Origin of the sequence: Hymenobacter nivis (assembly GCF_003149515.1) — a bacterium.
In the GTDB taxonomy this organism is placed as follows: Bacteria; Bacteroidota; Bacteroidia; order Cytophagales; family Hymenobacteraceae; genus Hymenobacter; species Hymenobacter nivis.
Window position 1 is genome coordinate 809,914 of the sequence record NZ_CP029145.1, and the last position, 20,111, is coordinate 830,024.

Annotated in this window: 17 protein-coding genes; 4 read left to right on the top strand and 13 right to left on the bottom strand. The window is 64.2% G+C overall.

Annotated features, from left to right (window positions below; translation table 11 throughout):
- Window positions 1-217: 217 nt before the first annotated feature.
- The 3 genes from DDQ68_RS24205 to alaS form a co-directional block, all read right to left on the bottom strand.
- Window positions 218-1,852 carry an OmpA family protein gene (locus DDQ68_RS24205; protein WP_109654845.1) on the bottom strand — a complete coding sequence of 545 codons (1,635 nt, stop codon included), beginning with the start codon at window positions 1,850-1,852 and terminating at the stop codon, window positions 218-220.
- A gap of 273 nt (window positions 1,853-2,125) precedes the next feature.
- Complete coding sequence (locus DDQ68_RS03405) at window positions 2,126-3,028, bottom strand: energy transducer TonB (RefSeq protein WP_109654847.1); 903 nt, start codon at window positions 3,026-3,028, stop codon at window positions 2,126-2,128.
- Window positions 3,029-3,312: 284 nt separating this feature from the next.
- Window positions 3,313-5,997, bottom strand: coding sequence for an alanine--tRNA ligase (gene alaS, locus DDQ68_RS03410; protein WP_109654849.1), 2,685 nt, complete (start codon window positions 5,995-5,997; stop codon window positions 3,313-3,315).
- A 60-nt stretch (window positions 5,998-6,057) separates the two neighbouring features.
- Between alaS and DDQ68_RS03415 the strand changes: the two genes are divergently transcribed.
- From DDQ68_RS03415 to DDQ68_RS03425, 3 genes are all read left to right on the top strand, one after another.
- A complete protein-coding gene (locus DDQ68_RS03415; protein ID WP_109654851.1) occupies window positions 6,058-6,411 on the top strand; it encodes a MerR family transcriptional regulator in 354 nt (117 codons plus the stop codon).
- A gap of 226 nt (window positions 6,412-6,637) precedes the next feature.
- Complete coding sequence (gene dprA, locus DDQ68_RS03420) at window positions 6,638-7,771, top strand: DNA-processing protein DprA (RefSeq protein ID WP_109654853.1); 1,134 nt, start codon at window positions 6,638-6,640, stop codon at window positions 7,769-7,771.
- Window positions 7,772-8,199: 428 nt separating this feature from the next.
- Window positions 8,200-9,015, top strand: coding sequence for an aminotransferase class IV (locus tag DDQ68_RS03425; RefSeq protein WP_109654855.1), 816 nt, complete (start codon window positions 8,200-8,202; stop codon window positions 9,013-9,015).
- Here the strand turns inward: DDQ68_RS03425 and DDQ68_RS03430 are convergent.
- The 9 genes from DDQ68_RS03430 to DDQ68_RS03470 form a co-directional block, all read right to left on the bottom strand.
- On the bottom strand, window positions 9,010-9,342 hold the full coding sequence (locus DDQ68_RS03430) for a hypothetical protein (RefSeq protein ID WP_109654858.1): 333 nt from the start codon (window positions 9,340-9,342) through the stop codon (window positions 9,010-9,012). The two genes, DDQ68_RS03425 and DDQ68_RS03430, sit on opposite strands and share 6 nt — an antisense overlap.
- Window positions 9,343-9,384: 42 nt before the next feature.
- Window positions 9,385-9,912: a hypothetical protein gene (locus DDQ68_RS03435; protein WP_162549786.1), complete on the bottom strand. Its 528-nt coding sequence runs from the start codon at window positions 9,910-9,912 to the stop codon at window positions 9,385-9,387.
- An 8-nt stretch (window positions 9,913-9,920) separates the two neighbouring features.
- A complete protein-coding gene (locus DDQ68_RS03440; RefSeq protein WP_109654862.1) occupies window positions 9,921-10,715 on the bottom strand; it encodes a thymidylate synthase in 795 nt (264 codons plus the stop codon).
- Between the two features lie 358 nt (window positions 10,716-11,073).
- The gene (locus DDQ68_RS22470) at window positions 11,074-12,525 is read right to left on the bottom strand and encodes a hypothetical protein (protein ID WP_162549787.1); all 1,452 of its coding nucleotides are present in this window, start codon (window positions 12,523-12,525) and stop codon (window positions 11,074-11,076) included.
- Between the two features lie 291 nt (window positions 12,526-12,816).
- Window positions 12,817-13,743, bottom strand: coding sequence for a ribosome small subunit-dependent GTPase A (gene rsgA / locus DDQ68_RS03450; protein WP_109654864.1), 927 nt, complete (start codon window positions 13,741-13,743; stop codon window positions 12,817-12,819).
- 81 nt (window positions 13,744-13,824) lie between these two features.
- Window positions 13,825-15,075 (bottom strand): 3-deoxy-D-manno-octulosonic acid transferase, encoded by a 1,251-nt coding sequence (locus tag DDQ68_RS03455; protein WP_109654866.1) that lies wholly within the window; start codon window positions 15,073-15,075, stop codon window positions 13,825-13,827.
- 83 nt (window positions 15,076-15,158) lie between these two features.
- Window positions 15,159-15,758 (bottom strand): peroxiredoxin, encoded by a 600-nt coding sequence (locus DDQ68_RS03460; protein ID WP_109654868.1) that lies wholly within the window; start codon window positions 15,756-15,758, stop codon window positions 15,159-15,161.
- Window positions 15,759-15,921: 163 nt separating this feature from the next.
- Window positions 15,922-16,698: an enoyl-CoA hydratase-related protein gene (locus tag DDQ68_RS03465; protein WP_109654870.1), complete on the bottom strand. Its 777-nt coding sequence runs from the start codon at window positions 16,696-16,698 to the stop codon at window positions 15,922-15,924.
- Between the two features lie 254 nt (window positions 16,699-16,952).
- Entirely contained in the window at window positions 16,953-18,203 is a 1,251-nt protein-coding gene (locus DDQ68_RS03470; protein ID WP_109654872.1) for an aspartate kinase, read from the bottom strand.
- Between the two features lie 91 nt (window positions 18,204-18,294).
- On the opposite strand from DDQ68_RS03470, the gene fbp reads away from it, so the two are divergent.
- On the top strand, window positions 18,295-19,308 hold the full coding sequence (gene fbp, locus DDQ68_RS03475) for a class 1 fructose-bisphosphatase (RefSeq protein WP_109654874.1): 1,014 nt from the start codon (window positions 18,295-18,297) through the stop codon (window positions 19,306-19,308).
- 98 nt (window positions 19,309-19,406) lie between these two features.
- Here the strand turns inward: fbp and DDQ68_RS03480 are convergent, their stop codons facing one another.
- Entirely contained in the window at window positions 19,407-19,937 is a 531-nt protein-coding gene (locus tag DDQ68_RS03480; protein ID WP_109654876.1) for a DUF5606 family protein, read from the bottom strand.
- Window positions 19,938-20,111: the final 174 nt, after the last annotated feature.

The window sequence follows — 20,111 nt, forward strand, 5'->3', positions numbered from 1 at the left end:
TAGGCCGCGGCCAATGCCGCCGCAACCCAGCTGCAAGTTAAAACCGATTCGGCCCCCGGTTTTGTTCGCGGCCGGCCGGCGTACCCGGGCCGGGGCCCCATACCGGCGTTTTTCACCGGGGCCCCAGCAGCAGCTGGGGCGGGGGGGGCATAAAAAAAGCAGCCCGCTCAACGGAGCGGGCTGCTTTTCAATAGGAGCCAGAAAGGCTGGCCGGCGCTTACTTACGCTTGGCAGGGGCCTTTTTAGCGGGAGCCTTTTTCATCGGCGCCTTGCGGCTGCGGGGCGAGCCGGTGCCGATGGTTTTCTTGCCCGGCAACTTCTTGCCTTCGGCTTTCAGCTCGCTGATGGTGGGGGCGGCGCCGTATTTCACTTCGGCGGCGTTGGTTTCGCCGGTGAGGTAGGGGTCGAAGTCCACGCGGCGGTTTTTAGCCTGGCCGGCGGCCGTCTTGTTGTCAGCAATCGGGTGGGTCTCACCGTAGCCACGGGCCTCGATGCGCTCGGCGGGGATGCCTTTGCTCAGCATGTACTTACGGGCCGCGGCGGCGCGCTCGTAGCTCAGGCGCAGGTTGTAGTTGTCGTCGCCCTTGCTATCGGTGTGGCCGGCGATGCTGAGCGAGTAGTCGGGGTACTCGTTCATGATTTGCACCATCTGCTCCAGCTTGGGGAACGACGAAGGCTTCAGGGTCGACTTGTTGAAGTCGAAGTTGATGTACTTCGTGGCTTCGTTGAGCACCTTCTTGGTTTCGGCCTTCATCTCGGGGCAGCCTTTGTTGCTGGCGGGGCCGGCACGGTCGGGGCACTTGTCCTGGTAGTCGGGCACGCCGTCACCGTCGCGGTCCAGCGGGCAGCCGGTGGCGTCCACTTTCACACCAGCGGGCGTATTGGGGCACTTGTCGAGGTAGTCGGCCACGCCGTCGCCGTCGGCATCAAGCGGGCAGCCGGTGGCGTCCACTTTCACGCCGGCGGGGGTATTGGGGCACTTGTCGTCGTTGTCGGCCACGCCGTCACCGTCCGCATCCGGGCAGCCTTGCAGGGCAGCCAGGCCTTTCACGTCGGGGCACTTGTCCTGGTAGTCGGCCACGCCGTCGCCGTCGGTGTCAACCGGGCAGCCGTTAGCATCCACTTTCACGCCAGCGGGCGTGTCGGGGCACTTGTCTTTGCGGTCGGGTACGCCGTCACCGTCGGTATCCTTAGACTTACCCAGGTTAGCGGTCAGGCCGGCCGAGAATTGCAGGTAGCGGTCGTGGTTGTAGTAAAAGCCGGTGGCGTTGCTGGCCGAGCCGTCGAGCTTGTCGTCGCCGGTGACAAGCATGTGCTCGCCCGCCTGGGCAAACAGGCTGAAACCAGGCGTGATGCGGAAGTCCAATCCAATGGCGCCAGCGGCGTCAAAGGAAGTAAAATCAATGTGGTTAGCTGCCGCGGTCGGCGAGGCGTAGCGGTCGGAGTTGACGCGGGCCACGCCCGGCTGAATCAGGAAATAGGGCCGAATGGCGGCCTCGTCTTTCAGGGGTAGCTTGAACTTGAAGCCCAGGCCGTAGGTGCTGATGTTGGCGTAGAAACGGGTGCCGTTGTTGGCGGATGCGCCCGTGGGCGACGGAAAGCGCAGCGTGGCTTGGTTGGCCGACAGGTTGATGTCGAAGCCTTTGCTGATATAGCGGCTCAGGGTGAGGCCGCCGCCGTAAGTGCCGCCCTTGGCCTTGAAATAGGTATTACCCAGGTCGCCCATGTACTGGAGCGTGGTGGCGTACCCGCTGATGCCAAACTTTTTATCGGCCGACTGGGCTTGGCTGCGCGGGGCCGCGGCCAGCAGACCCAGGCCCAGCAGAGTCGTTGTAGATAACAGGTGTTTCATAAAGATTTGGGTAAAAAATGGGGAACTTCCCCGTTGGTATGCGTGTCAAAAAAAGTGCAAATTATGGCGCCTAGGCTGCGCTACAGTGCCGAAATACGAGAGACACTGAAAGGAGGTTTTGCGCAATCCGCATTAGTAATCAAAAAAAACGCCCCGCATCCTTCGGCGCACGGGCGCCAGCCCCCGGGCGCAGGGTGCTACGCAGGGCCCCACGCCCCGCGCCAAGCAACCATTGGGGCTGGAGGAAGCTCACCGCAGGGCCCCCAGCCGGCTTTACAGCCGCCGCCTCGGGCTGGGGCCCTGCGCCGGCGTAACGTAGAACACCACTGGCACGCGGCAGGTGGAGCGCACGGTTTGGCCGTCGAGCTGCCCGGGGCGGAACCTTTTGGTTAGGCCGCGCACCGCGGCCAGCACCTTCTCGTTCAGCCACGGAGCCGACGATCGGGCCACGTAGGGGTCGGCCACCTCGCCCTGCTCGGTGATGGTGAACACGACGTCGATTTGGCCCACCGGCCAGCGGGCCGCGCCCGGCGCCACGGGCAGGATTGCGCCCGGCGCCTCGCCCGGCGCCGCCCCGTAGGCACTTTCCCACATCATCGGGCCCGACGTGGCGAAGCGGTGCATTTCGGTGGCGTTGGGCCGCACGTGCCGCGTCACGTCGTGGTACAGCACCAGGGCCCCACCCGGGTACAGGGGCGGCTGCTCGTAGGGAAAGTACGGTACGGGGCGGCCGTCGGGGCCGTAGCAGGCCCCCAGCATGTTCTGGTCGGCCACGAACCGGTCGCGCCGCTTCAGAGTGCCGTCGGGGTAGTAGGTGAGCAACTCGCCCTGGCGGCGGCCCCGGAGGTATTCTTCCTTGGTGCACAGGCGGCCGTCTTCGTACCACGTTGTGCGGGTGCCGTGCACCACGCCCTGGCCCAGGTCGAGGTAGGGCGTGTAGGCTTGCAGGGCCCCCGCGGCGTAGTAGCGCCGCACCACGGCGCTGCTGCTACTGTCGGGGCGCAGGGTCTCGACGCGGTAGGCGGCGCTGTCGGGGCCCGGCAGCGGGCGTTCGTCGGCGTCCAGGTAGGCTACCGTCGTCTGCGGAAACGCGGGCGCGGGCGCGGTTTGAGCACGCGCCACGCCCCCCAGCCCCCAGGCCACTAGCAACGGCAGCAAGAATCGAAATGCAGGCATCGGACGGTCCGGGTAGGGTTCGGCCAACGGAAAAGAAACTGGGGCCCCGGCCCGGGGTCCCACGGCACCAAATGTAAGCCTTAACGAACCTCTTGCCAACGGCCTACGCCCACCAGGGCCCCGGGCGGGGCGGGGCTACGCAGCAGAGCTTTCCGAGGGGATTTTTAGCAAGCGCACGCAGCCCCGGCCAAAAGCCCCCTGGCATGCAACAGGACCCCGGGCCCACGCACCGTTGCACGCACCCCCGGGGCCCTGTTTCTAATTTCCAACGGATGCCGGAGGCGTTAGCCTAGTAGCTGGATAACCAACCCCTCCGCCTTGGCGATGGCTGTGCCCAGGCCCGCCAGGTTTTTGCCGCCGGCGGTGGCGAAGAATGGCTGGCCGCCGCCGCCGCCCTGGATTTCCTTGGCCAGCTCGCGCACCAGCGCGGTGGCGTTGAGCTTGCCGGCTTTCGCCAACTCGTCGTCGAGCATCACGGCCAGCTGGGGCTTGCCGTCGATTTCGGCGCCAAGCACCAGCACGAGGTTGGGCACGGCCTGGCGTAGGTTGAAGGCCAGGGTTTTGAGGCCCTCGGCGCTGGTGGCCTGCACCTGGGCGGCGAGGAAATTTACGCCGTTCAGGGGCTTCACCTGGCCGGCGAGCTGGTCCTTCTGCTGGTTGATGCTTTGCTGGGCAAACTGCTCAATTTGCTTGCGCAGGGCCCCCATTTCCTCGGTTTGCTTTTCGAGCGACGTCAGCAAGTGCTGGGGATTACCGAGGGCCCCGCGCACCTGGGTGAGCAGGTCAAGCTGCTGGTCCACGTAGGCTTCGGCGGTGCCGGCCGTCACGGCCTCGATGCGGCGCACACCGGCCCCCACGGCACTTTCGGCCACGATTTTGAAGTAGCCGATGCTGCCCGTGTTGGCCACATGCAGGCCGCCGCACAGCTCCACCGAGTAGTCTTTGTCGAAGGTGATGACGCGCACGAACTCGCCGTACTTCTCGCCGAACAAGGCCATGGCACCCAGCGTTTTGGCCTCGGCAATGGGTACGTTGCGGCGCTCGATGAGCGGGATTTGCTGGCGGATGCGCTCGTTCACGAGCTGCTCAATCTCGCGCAGCTGCCCGTCAGTCACCTTCGTGAAGTGCGAAAAGTCGAAGCGCAGCAGCTTGTCGTTCACCAGCGAGCCTTTCTGCTGCACGTGCTCGCCGAGTACGCGGCGCAGGGCAGCTTGCAGCAAGTGCGTGGCCGTGTGGTTGTTGCGGATGAGCGTGCGCCGCACCGCGTCGGGCCGGGCCCGGAAGTCGGCCGTCAGTTCCTGCGGCAACTCCAGCACGGTGTGGATGATGAGGTCGTTCTCGCGCTTCGTGTCCAGCACGCGCAGTCGGTCCACGTCGCTTTCGAGGTAGCCGGTGTCGCCAATCTGGCCGCCGCTTTCGGCGTAGAACGGCGTCTGATCGAGCACCAATTGGTACTCTGTTTTGCCCTTCTTGTCGATTTTGCGGTAGCGCAGCAGGCGGGCGGTGGCCTCGTCGTGGTCGTAGCCCACGAACACGTTGGGCCCCTCGGCTTCGGCCACCGTCACCCAGTCGCTCTGCTCGGTTTCCTGGGCGTTGCGGCTGCGGTTTTTCTGCTGGGCCAGCGCCTGCTGGAAGCTGGCCTCGTCCACCGTCAGGCCCTTTTCGCGGGCAATGAGGGCGGTGAGGTCGAGCGGGAAGCCGAAGGTATCGCTCAGCTCAAACGCCGTGGCGCCGTCGATAACGCCGCCATTCTGGCGGGCGGCTTCTTCCAGCGCATCCAGCCGACGCAGGCCGGTTTCGAGCGTTTTCAGGAAGGCAATTTCCTCTTCCTCAATCACCCGCGTCACGAAGGCCTGCTGGGCCTTCAGCTCGGGAAAAATGCTGGCCATCTGATCGGCCAGCACCGGCACGAGCTTATATAGAAATGGTTGCTTCTGGTTGAGGCTTGAAAAGGCGTAGCGCACGGCCCGGCGCAGAATGCGCCGGATCACGTAGCCGGCCTTCACGTTGCTGGGCAGCTGGCCGTCGGCAATGGTGAAGGCGATGGCGCGGATGTGGTCGGCCAGCACCCGGATGGCGATGTCGGTGCGCTCGTTTTCGGTGACCGGCTGGTCATGCACGGTGGCCGGCGAGGTGCCGTGGTACTCAATGCCTACCTCCTTGGCAATGAACTGGATGAGCGGCTGGAACACGTCGGTGTCGTAGTTCGACTTTACGCCCGACACGGCCATCATCAGGCGCTCGAAGCCCATGCCCGTGTCCACGCTTTGGGCCGGCAGCTTGATGAGGGATTTGTCGGCCAGGCGCTGGAACTCCATAAATACGTTGTTCCACACCTCTACCACCTGCGGATGGTCGGCGTTCACAAGCTGGCTGCCAGGGGTTTGGGCGCGCTCCTCAGCGGTGCGCAGGTCCACGTGGATTTCGGTGCAGGGGCCGCAGGGGCCCGTGTCGCCCATCTCCCAGAAGTTGTCCTTCTTGTTGCCGGGCAGGATGCGGTCGTCGGTGGTATACTGCCGCCACAGGGCCTGCGTTTCGGCGTCGGGGCCCAGGCCGTCGCCTTTATCGCCCTCGAAATAGGTGACGTAGAGCCGGTCTTTCTCGATCTTGAACACGTCGGTGAGCAGCTCCCAGGCCCAGGCAATGGCGTCCTTCTTGAAGTAATCGCCGAACGACCAGTTGCCAAGCATCTCGAACATCGTATGGTGGTAGGTGTCGTAGCCGACTTCCTCCAAATCGTTGTGCTTGCCGCTCACGCGCAGGCACTTCTGGGTATCGGCGATGCGCTTGAAAGGCGCAGGCTTATTGCCCAGGAAGTAGTCCTTGAACGGGGCCATGCCGCTGTTGATAAACAGCAGCGTGGGGTCGTCTTTCACCACCAGCGGGGCCGAGGGCACGATGTGGTGGCCTTTGGAGGCGAAGAAATCGAGGAATTGCTGGCGGACGTGCGAGGCGGTGGGGAGCGACATAGAAAAACGGCCGAACGGAGATTTTTGGGTACTTTTCGGCTGAATCGCAAAGGTAACCCCATGCCCTACAAAGAGCGCACCATCGAAAAACAGTACTTTACCATCGGCGAGGTGGCAGCCCAGTTCAAGGTGGCCGAGTCGCTGGTGCGCTTCTGGGAAACCGAGTTCGACGAGTTGAAACCGCGCCGCAGCAAAAAGGGCAACCGCCTCTACACGCCGCAGGACATCGACACGTTCCGCACCATTTTCCACCTCGTCAAGGAGCGCGGCTACACCATCCCCGGGGCCCGCGAAATGCTCAAGCAGAAGGGCCCCCAGCTCAAGGATAAAATCGACGCCGTGCAGGGTATCGAGCGCGTCCGGGCCTTTCTGGTGAGCCTGAAGAAGGAGCTGGACATGGCCCGGCCGGAGTAGCGCGGGGCCGCTGGGGGCACCAGGCCCCTGGGGGCCCAACCAGTCATTTTGCGGTGCTGGTGCTGGCTCCTGGGCCGTCATGCAGAGCGCAGCGAAGCATCTTTTCTGCGGCAGCAACCATAATTAGTTAAGCAGGAAAGATGCTTCGCTGCGCTCTGCATGACGGCCTAATTGACTCACAAAAAGTAGTTTATCAATATTTTATACCCCGACTTATTCCCTATCGATGCCCCAAACCGTTACTGACGATTTATTCCACGAACTGGCTCTGACGCTCATTCCCGGCATCGGCCCGCAGATTACGCGGCAGCTGATGAGCTACGGCGGCTCGGCCAAAAACGTGCTGCTGATGCCGCCGGGTAAGCTGCGGCGCATTCCCGGCGTGGGCCCCAAAATAGTAGCCAGCCTCACGGGTCCTGAGCGCGCCACGGCCCTGGGCCGGGCCGAAAAGGACCTGCGGCAGGCCGGGAAAGAGGGCGTAGAAATCCTGTTTTATACCAGCAAGCGCTACCCGCACCGCCTCAAACTCATTCCCGACGCGCCCGTCATTCTCTACTACCAGGGCCCCGCCGACCTCAACGCGCCCAAAATCGTGGCCATCGTCGGCACCCGCCAATCCACGGAGTACGGCCGCGAGCAAACCGAGCGCATCGTGCGGGGCCTGGTGCCGCACCAGCCGCTGGTGGTCAGCGGCTTGGCCTACGGCATCGACATTCTGGCCCATCGCGCTGCATTGCAGGAGGGCCTGCCCACGGTGGGCGTGATGGCCACCGGCCTCGACGTCATCTACCCCGCCGCACACCGCAAAACGGCCGAGAAAATGCGCGAAGTGGGCGGCCTGCTCACCGAATTCCCGTTCGGCACACCGCCCGACCGCTACAATTTCCCGGCCCGCAACCGCATCATCGCCGGCCTGGCCGACGGCACCGTAGTGGTGGAAGCTACCGCCAAGGGCGGGGCCCTCATCACCGCCGAGCTGGCCCTGAGCTACGACCGCGACGTGCTGGCCGTGCCCGGCAACCTGGGCGCACTGGCCTCCGAGGGCTGCAACGCGCTGATTAAAAATAACAAAGCCGCCATCTATACCGAACCCCGCGACCTGGAGGTGACCCTCAACTGGGACGCGGCCCTGCACTCGGGCAAGTTCAAGCCCGCCCCCGCCTACGCGCCCGACGATTTCACGGCCGATGAATTCGCGCTCATCGCCGTGCTGGCCGCCGCCCCCGGCCGCGAAGCCCAGATGGACGACCTCGCCTGGCGGGCCCAGTTGGCCATCCACGCCGTGGCCGCACTGCTGCTGGGCCTGGAGTTCCGGGGCGTGGTGCGGGCCCTGCCGGGCAAGAAGTTCGCGCTTGTCTGAACCACGGATTTATCGGATTTGTCGGATTGCGCGGATTTTGGGGACGATTTACGGGGGTTGGCTAAAAAATTTTAACGAGGCTGTTTAGGAAATCGTCAGACCGTCATGCTGAGCGCAGCGTAGCGGAGTCGAAGCATCTCTACTGCTCAACTAATCAGGATTACTGCCGCGGGAAAGATGCTTCGACTCCGCTTCGACTCCGCTTCGACTCCGCTGCGCTGCGCTCAGCATGACGGTCAGCCTAGAATTCTCGAACTTCCTAGACAGCCTCAACAACAGCTTGGATTATGCACGGCCCAGGCTGCTGGCTTTTCCGCCGGCTACTCGGTAATCGTTGAGAAACTCCATCAATCCCCAGGTTCCGCGCCAATTGCTGGGGCCCCCACCGACCACCTTACCATACCCGTTTCACTGCCCCCGCCGCCGCTATGTTTCTGCTTCACAACGGCCAGCTGGTGGCCGCCGATTCCTTCGCCCTGCCCCTGCCCAACCGCGGGCTGGCCTTTGGCGACGGCTTTTTTGAAACCCTGGTTTTCACGAAAAACCACCTGCGCTACGCCGACGGCCACCTCGCCCGGATGCAGCAAGCCGCCGCCGCCCTGTACCTGACGCTGCCCGCCGCCCTGGCCACGCCGGGGGCCCTGGCCGCCACCCTGGGAGCCCTGGCCGCCGCCAACGGCCTGCCTACCGCCCGCCTGCGCTTGCAGCTCTGGCGTGGCGGCGGCGGCCGCTACGCCCCGCCCACCGCCGCCGTCGAGTGGTTGGCCACCGCCGAAGCTTTCGCACCCGACGAAACGCCGGTTGCGAAAGCCGATTTTGCCCAGGAAACGCATTCCCTGTTTTCGCCGCTCAGCTTCTGCAAGGGGCCCCAGGCGTGGCTCTACGTGCGCGCCGCCCACGAGCGCCAGCAGCGTGGCCTGGACGAAATTATCCTCTGCGACGCGGCCGGACACGTGGCCGAAGCCGGTGCCGCGGCCATTTTCTGGCTAAAAGATGGGGTCCTCTTCACGCCGTCGCTGGCCAGCGGCTGCGTGGCGGGCGTGCGCCGGGCCCAAGTGCTACAAGCTGCCCAGGCGCAAGGCGTAGCGTGCCGGGAAGGGCTTTTTCCGAAGGAAGAATTATCGGCAGCCGACGCGGTTTTCACGGCTAACGTGGCGGCGGTGCGGGCGGTGCAGCGCATTGGCAGTGCTTACTTTATCAAGCAAATAAGTCTCCCACTACTATACTTACTAGACACCTTATAATCCAGTCAGTTTACCAACGCCGTAGAGAACCGCACTTATTCCCAGCAGCGCCAATGCAATCAATAACCCCGCGGTTGAGTATTCTGCGGCGAGCAGCGTATGCTGCCGGCCCAAGCGGTGCAGTTCTACCGGCCCGTGGTTGTGCCATAATTCCGCAAAACCGTTAGCACTTTTCCACCACGCGCGCCCCCAGCCGATGCCGAGCAGCAAGGGGTAAAATAAAATGTGGAACACCCAGGCCAGGGCCGACAACAGGGCCCCCAGCAAGGGGTAAAAAATCATATCGGCCAGAACATTACCGAGGAAACCGAGCAGTTCGCCTAACACAAGGGCAAGGTATTCCGCAGCGCGCAACTTGGCCCGGGGCCCCTACTCCGCGATGAAGCGGATGGGCACGAGCAACGAATCCTGCGCGGCCTTGGAGCGCACGAAGCGCAGGGCCCCCAGCACCCGCTGCGCCTCGGCGTCGAGGGCGTGGAGGGCGGCGGGGAGGTAGGCAGTTTCGGGCTGGGCCAGCTCGCGCTTAGTGACGCGCGGGGGCTGGCGCACCGAACCGTCGGGCCGCACCTGGATGCTCACCAGCAGGCGGCCGGTGGGCAGCAGGGCGTTGGGCTGGGCCGCCGTGGGCCGGGCAGCCTCCGGGAACTTGGCCTGCGCCGACACGAAATCGAAGAACTTGTTGCGGCCCGCCGACTGTCGCTCGGGGTCGGGCTCGTGCCAGAAGCGGGGCAGCACGGGCGAAACCAGCTTGGGGGGCCCCGGCGCGGGCAGCGGCTGGCGGCGCTGCGGCAGCATTGGGAAGCCGGGGGCGGCGTACTCGCCGGTTTGGGCGCGGGCCGGCCGGGCGGCCAGTAGCCCGCTCCCCGCCAACATCAGCCCAATTATCCAGTTTTTCATTCGGATCATTATACGGCCACCGGGGCCTTAATGGCCGGCCACGGGTCGTAATTCTCCAGCTTAAAATCGTCGTACTGGAAGCCGAAGATATCTGCCACGGCCGGGTTAAGATGCATCTGGGGCAGCGGGCGCGGGGCGCGGGCGAGCTGCAACTCCGCCTGTTCCAGGTGGTTGCTGTATAAATGCGTGTCGCCGCCGGTCCAGATGAACTCGCCGGGTTGGAGGCCCGTCACCTGGGCTACCATCAGCGTGAGCAGCGCGTAGGACGCAATGTTGAACGGTACGCCCAGGAATACGTCGGCCGAGCGCTGGTAGAGCTGGCACGAGAGGCGGCCATCGGCCACGTAGAACTGGAACAGGGCGTGGCAGGCGGGTAGCTTCATGGCCGGCAGGTCGGCCACGTTCCAGGCCGACACCACCATGCGGCGCGAATCGGGCGAGGTTTTGAGCTGCTGGATAATTTGGCTGATCTGATCGATGTGGCCGCCGTGGCCGTCGGGCCACGAGCGCCACTGGTGGCCGTACACAGGGCCCAGGTCGCCGTTGGCATCGGCCCACTCGTCCCAGATTTTTACGCCGTGCTCTTTTAAGTAGGCAATGTTCGTGTCGCCCTGCAAAAACCACAGCAATTCGTGGATAATACTCTTCAAATGCACCTTTTTGGTGGTGACGAGCGGAAAGCCCTCGGCCAGATCGAACCGCATCTGGGGCCCAAAAACCGACTTGGTGCCGGTGCCGGTCCGGTCGGTTTTGACGGTGCCGGTGTCGAGGATTTGGCGAAGTAATTCTTGGTATTGGCGCATAACCAGCCAAAGGTAAAACGACCAGGGCCCCCACCAAGGCTTTGCGGCCGCTCACGGGTCTTGCTCAGGTTTTTTGGTACCAAAAACCAAGATGGTACTTTGCATTTGGCACACATAGAAAATATTTAAACTTTTTGAAGTGAAATTATGGTTTGTAACGAACTATAGTTTAGGGCGGTGGTCCAAAGCAGGATGATACCGGACCTTTAGTTTGTTAATTAAGTCAGCTTAAAAACACGTCAGGAAAGCTGGAAGGACGAATATTCATACATCATAAATTGAGTGAAATACCGAAATCATCTCGCTTTGGACCACCGCCAAAAAGCATTTGATTCAGCGGCCACTGGCGACTGTGCCTTTACCGGGGCCCTAGCGAATCGGCCCCCGGCACCGCTGCTGGCGCGTCCAGCACCGAATCGGGTGCGGCCGGGGCTTCCCTGGCTACCTCGAGGGGGGCGGGAGCCTCGTTGGGCACGGCGGTTTCGGTGTCGGTGGTTGGAATTGCGGCAGGCTCCGTAAACGCCCGGGTCTGCGTTGAGTCGGCCGCGTTTTCATCGTCCGAATCACCCGTTGGGCTGACGAAAGGGGCCGGCGCCAGTTGCGGGCCCCCTACGCGCACGGGGCCCCAGGCGTGCAGCAAGCTCCAGCCGCCCACACCCAGGCCCGCCGCCACGGCCAGCCCGGCCGCTAGCCGCGCCGCGGCCCGGGCCGCCACCGGCAATCGCCAGGGGCCCCGGGTCGGCCGGCGTGCGGATGCCCTGGCGGCTAGCGCCCGGGGCCCGGCTGGGGCCGCCAGCGCCGCGGGCGTGGGGCTAGCGGGCGCCGCCGCCTGGGCCCGCAGCTGCTCGATGAGGTGCCCCAACTGCTGAATGCGCTCGTCGAGGGCTTGGTTGCGGGCGGCGGTTTCGGCGCGCCACGCAGTGGCTTGAGTGGCTTGCTGGGGCCGCTCGGCGGGGGCAGGAGCGGGGGCGAGGGGGCGGGCCAGCTGGGCGCGCAGCTGGGCAAATTCCTGCTCGTGGGCGGCCTGGTGGCGGGCGGCGGCCTGCCGGTGCTGGTGTAGCTCGGCCAGCAGCTCGCGGCGCAGCTGCTCGTGCTGGGCCAGCGCGGCGGCTGGGGCATCGCCGTAGGGCGGGTCGGCGGGCACGTCGGCCGCCCCTAGCCACTGCCACAGCTGCCGCGCCTGCTGCATCCAGAAACTGGCCGGGGCCCCCGGCGCCGCGTCAAATTGCTCGGGCGAATTTGATTCTTCCTCCGTGCCAAACGCGGCTTGCCAGCGCCGGGCCAGGGCCCCCAGCGCCGCTGCATCGAGGGCGTGGACGTCGGCGCGGGCGGTTTGCAGGCGCCGCGGCAGTTGCGCGGGGCCCCGCACGAGCTGGAAGTCGCCGGCCGATTGGCGCAGGTGCTCCTCGGCCTCGTTGCCGAACGTAACGGGTGTAGCAAATACCGCCGCGCCGGCCAGGAACACCGCGGGCGCGCCGGGGCCCTGGCTCAGCTCGGTCCCGAGCCAGGCGGCCACGGCGGCGCGTTGCTGCCGGTAGTGGGCGTAGGGGTTGGGGGCCCCGCCGCGGCCCGCCAGCGGCTGGCCGCTGAGCTGCCAGGCGCCGTGCGCCAGCGCAGGCACCCGCAGCGCACCGCCCTGCGGTACCAGCACCAGCGCCGTGGCCTGTTGCGGCCGCAGCACCAGCGCATCGATGTCGAGGCCCGCAGGCAGCGCCGCCAGGTTGCCCAGCAGCAGGGTGGTGGGGCCCCCGGCGGCTCCAGCCGCCGCCAGGGCCGCGTGCACGGCCTCGTACTGTGCCTGTCGGTCCACATCGGCAAAAGGTGCATACAGGCCAGTGGTACAGCATAGCAGAGGGTGCGCCGGGGCTATTCGTGGCCGCTACCAGCCCGGCCCTTTGGCTTCGCAAATTTACGGGTTTTGCGGGCGGAAATCGGTGGGCCGTAGCGCGTTCCGCCACTAATGCGTAGCGCGGACTTCAGCTTCGTTGACCTTCGGCTGTAGTCTGCGGCTCTGAACAGTCGCCTAATGATAATCGGTAGGACGAAGCGAGAGCCGGGGCCCAAAACCGAAGGTCAGCGAAGCTGAAGTCCGCGCTACGCATTAGTGGCGGTTGTCGTCGTCGGCCAGCATGCTCAAGTAGCTGTCGTAGCGGGGTAGGGCGATGCGGCCGGCGTCCACGGCTTCGCGCACGGCGCAACCGGGCTCGTGCACATGCTGGCAGTTGTGGAAGCGGCACTGGTTGAGCAGGGCGCGCATTTCGGGGAAGTAGCCGGCCAGCTCGGCGGGCTTGATGTCGACGATGCCCAGCTCCTTGATGCCGGGCGTGTCGATGATGTAGGTGCCGGGGCGCACTTCCAGCATTTCGGCGAAGGTGGTGGTGTGCACGCCCTTGTCGGAAAACTGGCTGATTTCGGCCGTTTTGATGTCTAAATCGGGTACCAGGGCGTTGATGAGCGTGCTCTTGCCCACGCCTGAGTGGCCCGAAAGGAGCGAGGTTTTGCCGTCGAGCAGCGCATCCACGGCCGCCACGCCGGCGCCAGTGCTGGCCGTGCACGCGCGGCTGGCGTAGCCCAGCGAGCGGTACATGCCGGCAATTTCTTCCTGGTAGGCCAGCCCGTCGGCATCCAGCAAATCGGCCTTGTTGAACACCAGCACCACAGGAATGTGGTAGGCCTCGGCCGTCACCAAAAACCGGTCGATAAATCCGAACGACGTGGTGGGCGATACGAGCGTGACCACCAGCAGGGCCTGGTCGAGGTTGGCCCCTACAATGTGAGCGTGCCCCGTGGTGTGCACCGAGCGCCGCACGATGTAGTTGCGGCGCGGCGCGATGTGCGTAATCACGGCGGTGCCCTCGGCCTGCTGCTCGGGCTCGAAGGTCACCAGGTCGCCCACGGCCAGCGGGTTGCTCACCTTCAGGTTCTTGATTTTGAACTTGCCCCGCAGCCGGCAGCGGTACAGCTGCTCGGTGGCCGCGTCGCGCACCACGTACCACGAGCCGGTAGATTTTACAACGGTGCCGGTCATATAGTAGTTATCAGTTGTTGGTTAACAGTGAGCAGTGAACGGTTTAGCAGCAAGGGGTTAGCAAACATGAATGAACACTGCTCACTGTTCACTGCTAATTGTTAACTGAGAAAGAATGCGCGCCGTGGCCCCGGCCTGCTGGTGCACGTATTCGAGGGCCTGGTCCTGCATTTTGAGGCGACGCGGCTCGTCGGCCAGCAAGCGGGCGAAGGCCGCCTCCAGCTCGGCGGCGGTGCGCACGGGCGTAGCGCAGCCCAGCGCCACCAGGTCCACGGCCTCCTGGAACTTGCCGTAGGTGGGCCCGAAAAACAGCGGCAGGCCGAAGGCCGCGGCTTCCAAGGTGTTGTGCAGCCCCTTGCTAAACGCCCCGCCGACGTAGGCAAACTGCCCGAACCGGTAGAGCTGGCTGAGCAGCCCCACGTTGTCGAACAGCAGCAGCCGGGCCCCCGCCACGGTGCCGGCTTCGGCCTGCGAGTAGCGCAGCACCTGCCCCGGCAGCACGGCCTCAATTTGCGCCAGGTGGTTTTCCGTGATTTCGTGGGGGGCCAGCAGCACCCGAATTTGGCCGGCGTAGCGGCGTAGCAGGGGCCCCAGGGCGGGTAGGTCTTCGGGCCAGGCGCTGCCCACCACCAGCACCGGGGCCCCGTCGGCCACAAAGGCTTCCACGAGTGGCAGCGGGCGCGGCGGGGCCAGGGCGGTGGCCGCCACGGTGTCGAAGCGGGTGTCGCCGGTCACGCTTACGCGGGTTAGGCCGTGCTGGCGCAGCAGGGCGGCCGAGGCCTGGTTTTGGGTGAAAATGTGCGAAAGCTGACCCAGAATGCCCCGAAAAAACCCGCCCCAAGGCTTAAAAAACACCTGCTCGGGCCGAAAAATGGCCGATACCACCACGGCCGGCACGCCCAGCCGCCGCGTTTCCGTCAGGAAGTGGTACCAGAATTCGTACTTCACAAATACTGCCAGCTGCGGCTGCACCGCGTCGAGGAAGGCGCGGGCATTGGCCCGGGTGTCCAGCGGCAGATAGAAAATGTAGTCGGCCCCCGGCCAGTCCTTCCGCACCGCGTAGCCCGAGGGCGAGAAAAACGTGAGCACGATTTTCGTGTCCGGGTGGGCCCGGCGGTAGGCCTCCATCAGCGGGCGCCCCTGCTCGAATTCGCCTAGCGAAGCGCAGTGGTACCACACCCGCGGGGCCCCGTCGGCAGCCAGCGCCGCGCCGATGCGCGGCAGCAGCCCGCGCCGCCCGGCCACCCAGGCCGCCGCTTTGGGCACAAAGGGCGCGGCCAGCCGCAGCAGCAGCGCGTAGCAAAAAAGGGCGAAGTCGTAGAGCAGCGTCAAGGCCGCGAAATTACGGCTGAAAAAAAAAGCGGACGGAGCCAGGGGCCCATCCGCTTTTTCGGCGTCAAAAAAAACCGGCGCATTTACCGGGTGGGGTTCAGGGCGGCCTCGCCCTCGCGCCAGTCGGCGGGGCAAAGGGCCCCGTGCTGCTCGTAGTGCTGGAGGGCGTCGACCATGCGCAGGGCCTCGTGGGTGCTGCGGCCCAGGGGCCCGTCGTTCACCGACTGGTGGCGCACAATGCCGTCGCGGTCAATGAGAAACAGGCCGCGGTTGCTGGTGGGCGTGCCTACAAAACTCATCTCGCCCTGCTCGTTGTAGTCGTAGTGGCCGGCCAGCATGTCGTAGTTAGCCGCAATGGTTTTGGTGGCGTCGGCCACCAGCGGGTAGGTCACGCCCATGATGCCGCCCTGGTCGCGGGGCTGCCGCAGCCAGGCGCGGTGGCTCTGGTGGCTGTCGGTGCTGCACGCCACCACAGCCACGTTGCGCGCCTCAAACTTGGGCAGCAGGTTCTGAAAAGCCAGGATTTCGGTGGGGCACAGCAGCGAAAAGTCGGCTGGGTAAAAGTAAAAGAGCACGTGCATCTTGCCCAGGTAGCGGTCGAGCGAAAAGTCGTTCTCAATATCGCCGTCGATAACGGCCGTGGCCCGGAAAGAAGGGGCGCGCTTGCCCACGAGAACTGCCATTTAATTAAATATGAAGATGTAGGGGAATGTGAAGATGTGGGAGCGCGTAAAGATGTGGGAGAATGCGAAAAGCGTTTGATTACGGAAAAAAGAAAAGGAAGGGGGCAATAATAATTACTCATTCCGTACATTTCTCCACATTTAATCATGTTCCCCACATTTTCTACCGGCCGGTAAATTCGGGTGCCCGCTTCTCCAAAAAGGCCGCCATGCCCTCGCGCTGGTCCCCCGAGGCGAAGGTGAGGTAGTAGTTGCGCCGCTCGAACTGCAGGCCCGCGGCCAGGTGGCTTTCGAAAGCGTAGTTCACGGCTTCCTTGGCCAGGCGCACGGCTACCGGCGGCTGGGCCGCAATGTGCCCCGCCAGCCGGAAGGCCTCCTCCAAATGCTGACCGGCGGGCACCACGCGGTTCACCAGGCCCAGGCGCAGGGCCTCGGTGGCCGCAATAAAGTCGCCGGTGAGCACCATTTCCATGGCCTTGGCCTTGCCCACGGCGCGGGCCAGGCGCTGGGTGCCGCCGCCGCCGGGCAGCGTACCCAGCCGGATTTCGGGCTGCCCAAACTGCGCCGTTTCGGCCGCCACAATCAGGTCGCAGGCCAGGGCCAGCTCGCAGCCGCCGCCTAGGGCGAAGCCCGCCACGGCGGCCACCAGCGGTTTGCGCATGAGCCGCAGCTGGTCCCAAAACGTTACGTGGTCGGCCAGCAGCATGTCCACCGGGCTCTTGCCGGCCATGGCCCGGATGTCGGCCCCCGCAGCAAACGCCCGGTCATTGCCCGTGATGACCACCGCGCGCACCGCCGCGTCGGCGTCCAGGGCCCCCAGTGCGTCGCGGATTTCGTGCATCAGGGTCAGGTTCAAGGCGTTCAGCTCCTTCGGGCGGTTGAGTTGAAGTAGCGCCACGCCCGGCCGGGCCTGGGGCGTAACGAGGAGAAATTCGGGCATAGTAAAAGAAGTAAAAGTGCGGGCCCGGGGTAGGCCGCCGACTTTTCGCCGGCTGCCCGCCAACCGTTGCGCCAAGTTGAACGGGTGGCCTGGGGCCCCAAAGGTCGCTCCAGGGCCCCCAGCAATTACCGGGCAGCCGGCAAAAGTCGCCCGGCCCATTGTGTACCGGGCCTGAATTAATTACCCATTAAGTTGGGCGCAACAACCTTATTATTAAAAAGAAAGCTGATGGCTATCAGTTAAAGGCTCAATATTTACCGGCATACAAACTGAAAGGTGCTGCGCGTACGCTGCTCCAATAGCAGTTCGCGGCCTCCGGTAAGGCGGGCCACGCTGGCCGCATCGTAGTTTTTGATGGTAAAGATCGTAAGATCAGCGTTGTAGTGTACCCGAAACTGACCGGCCAGCAGGCCCAGTAGCTGCTGCACGCGGCGCTCCGAGAAATCGGTGCACACCGAAAAGCTGATGGCCGAGTTTTGCATCAGGTTGATTTTGAGCCGCGCCTGTGCCAGGGCCCCAAAAATCACTTCCAGATTTTCCTCCGAAATAAACGCGAAATCCTTACTCTCAAAAGAGAGCAGGCACTGCCCCGTTTTGCGGATGAAGGCCGGCGCCAGCGCTGGGTGCTGGCAGTCATGGATGAGCGTGCCGGGGGCCCCGGGGTCCAGGAACGAGCGCACCTGCAGCGGAATGCCGCGCTCGGCCAGCGGCTTCAGCGTTTTGGGGTGAATGACGCTGGCCCCGTAGTAGGCCATTTCAATGGTTTCCTGGTAGCTGATTTCTGGGTAGCGTACCGCGTCGGGGAAAATCTTGGGGTCGGCGCTGAGCAGCCCGGCCACGTCCTTCCAAATTGTTACCGACTCAGCCCCCAGGCAATACGCAAAAATAGCGGCCGAGTAATCGGAGCCCTCGCGGCCCAGTGTAGTAGTGAGGCCCCCGGCCGTGCCGCCCACAAAGCCCTGCGTGACGATGGGCCCCTGGGCCAGTAGCGCCGGTAGGGCGGCCTGCACCAGCCGCTCGGTGGCCGGCCAGTCCACGCGGCCCTCGCGCCAGGTGCGGTCGGTGCGCACCAAGGGGCGGCAGTCGAGCCACCGGGCCCCCAGCGCCTGCGCCACCAGCTGCGAGGCCAACAGCTCGCCGTAGCTCACAATTTGGTCGTACTGTCGGTCGTAGTGGTCGGGATTGACGCCGGCCAGCTGCTCGCGCAAATCGTGCAGCGTTTGCTGCCAGGGCCCCGGAGCGGTACCGGGGCCCACCAGCGCTTCGGCGGTGGCGGCGTGAAAGTCGCGCACGGCCCCTAGCGGCGCATCGTAGGGCTGGCCGCGGTGGGCAAGGTCGAAAATCTCCTCCAGCGCGTTGGTCGTTTTGCCCATCGCCGACACCACCACGAGCAGGGGCCGGCCCGCGGCCGTGGCTTCCACAATTCGCTGGAGGTTGAGAATAGCCGCCGCGTCCTTCACCGAAGCGCCGCCGAATTTGTAAACCAGGGGGGAATGTGCTGCCATAGGGCCCCAAAAGTAGGGCCGTAGGTGCGCAGGCGGGCAAAATCACCCTAGCTTTGCGCGTACCACTTGCCCCTGAGACTTTTCGCTTATTATGGACCACAACAAAATGGCCCTGCCCGTCGGCGCCACCCTCGACCGCTTCATCATGCGCAAGCAGGAGGATTTTCCCTACGCCACCGGGGAGCTCTCGCAGCTGCTGCGCGACATTGCGCTGGCTGCTAAAATCGTGAACCGCGAAATCAACCGCTCGGGTCTCATCGACATCGCCGGGGCCTATGGCAGCCAAAACGTGCAGGGCGAGGACCAGCAGAAGCTTGATGTGGTGGCCAACATCCGCTTCATCCGGGCCCTGCGCAACGGCGGCGAAGTGTGCACCATCATCTCGGAAGAGGACGAGGACATGATCCAGACCGGCAACGTGCAGGGCAAGTACGTGGTGGCCATCGACCCGCTCGACGGCTCGTCGAACATCGACGTGAACGTGAGCATCGGTACTATTTTTAGCATCTACCGGCGCATGTCGCCCACCGGCCTCGACGGCACCACCGCCGACTGCCTCCAGCCCGGTACCCACCAGGTGGCCGCTGGCTACATCATCTACGGCTGTAGCACCATGCTCGTGTACACGACCGGCAACGGCGTGAACGGCTTTACCTACGAGCCCTCGCTGGGCGAATTTTTCCTCTCGCACCCCAACATCCAAACGCCCGCCACCGGCACCGTTTATTCCGTCAATGAGGGCTGCTCCGAGTTGTTCGAGGCCGGCGTAACGGCCTTCGTGCGTCAGTGCAAAGAGCGGCACTTCTCGGCCCGCTACGTTGGCTCGCTGGTGGCCGATTTCCACCGCAACCTGCTCAAGGGGGGCATCTATTTCTACCCCGCCACCACCAAAAGCCCTGGCGGCAAGCTGCGCCTCATGTACGAGTGCAACCCGCTGGCCTTCATCGTGGAGCAGGCCGGTGGCAAAAGCTCAAGCGGTACCCGCCGCACCATGGAAATCGAGCCCCAGGCGCTGCACGAGCGCTGCCCCGTTTTCATCGGCAGCAAAGAGCTGGTGGAAGAAGCCGAGCGGCTAATCGCCGAAAGCGCCGGGGCCCCGGCGTAGCCCCAGCGGCTCTCCAATAAAAAAACAAAAAGCCCTGCTGGGTATCCAGCAGGGCTTTTTGTTAAGTTACAGCAACGGCCGCCGCCCGTGGGCAAGGCCTACTTAGCGGTGTCGGCGGGTGTGGCTTCCGGGTTGCCGGGGGCCCCGGCCGTGGCGGCGGGTTCGGGGGCGTCAATTACGCCGCCCGTGCTCAGGGGCTCGCCCTCGGCGGGCTCGGCGTCGGCCGCGGCGGCAGGCTGGTAGGGCAGGTGCTGGCTCACTACGCTGTACCAGCTGGCCAGCTTCTTAATGTCGGAAAAGTACACCCGGTCCCGGTCGTAGTCGGGCACGGCCTGGCCCATAAACTCAGCCAGCTCGGCCTCGCCCGACTTGTTGGTCACGGGCAGGTTGGTACCGTAACGGGCATGAATTTGATCGAATACATCGGTTAGGGGCACGTTCACGTCGTAGTCGGTCGTGTAAATTGAAATCTCCGCGAGCAGCGATACCTTGTTGCGGGCCGGGGCCATGCTGCGGATGGCGCGGGCGTCGAGGCTTTCCACCAGCACGCCGTGGCGGGCAGCTTTCAGCAAGCGGTACAAGCCAGGCATGCCACTGATTGCGGCGATTTCTTTCAGTTCGTAAGGCATTCTCTTGAAAAATTATGAATTAGAAATTAGAAATTATGAGCTGAAAAACCATGAATAAAAGTGACCCAAAGAGCCAAGTAAGTAAGTAGTCAGGATGAAGTAGCAAGACCGTAATGACCTGATAAATAGGTATCAGCATAGTTCTTACTACTTATTGCTTTTGACTTGCTACTT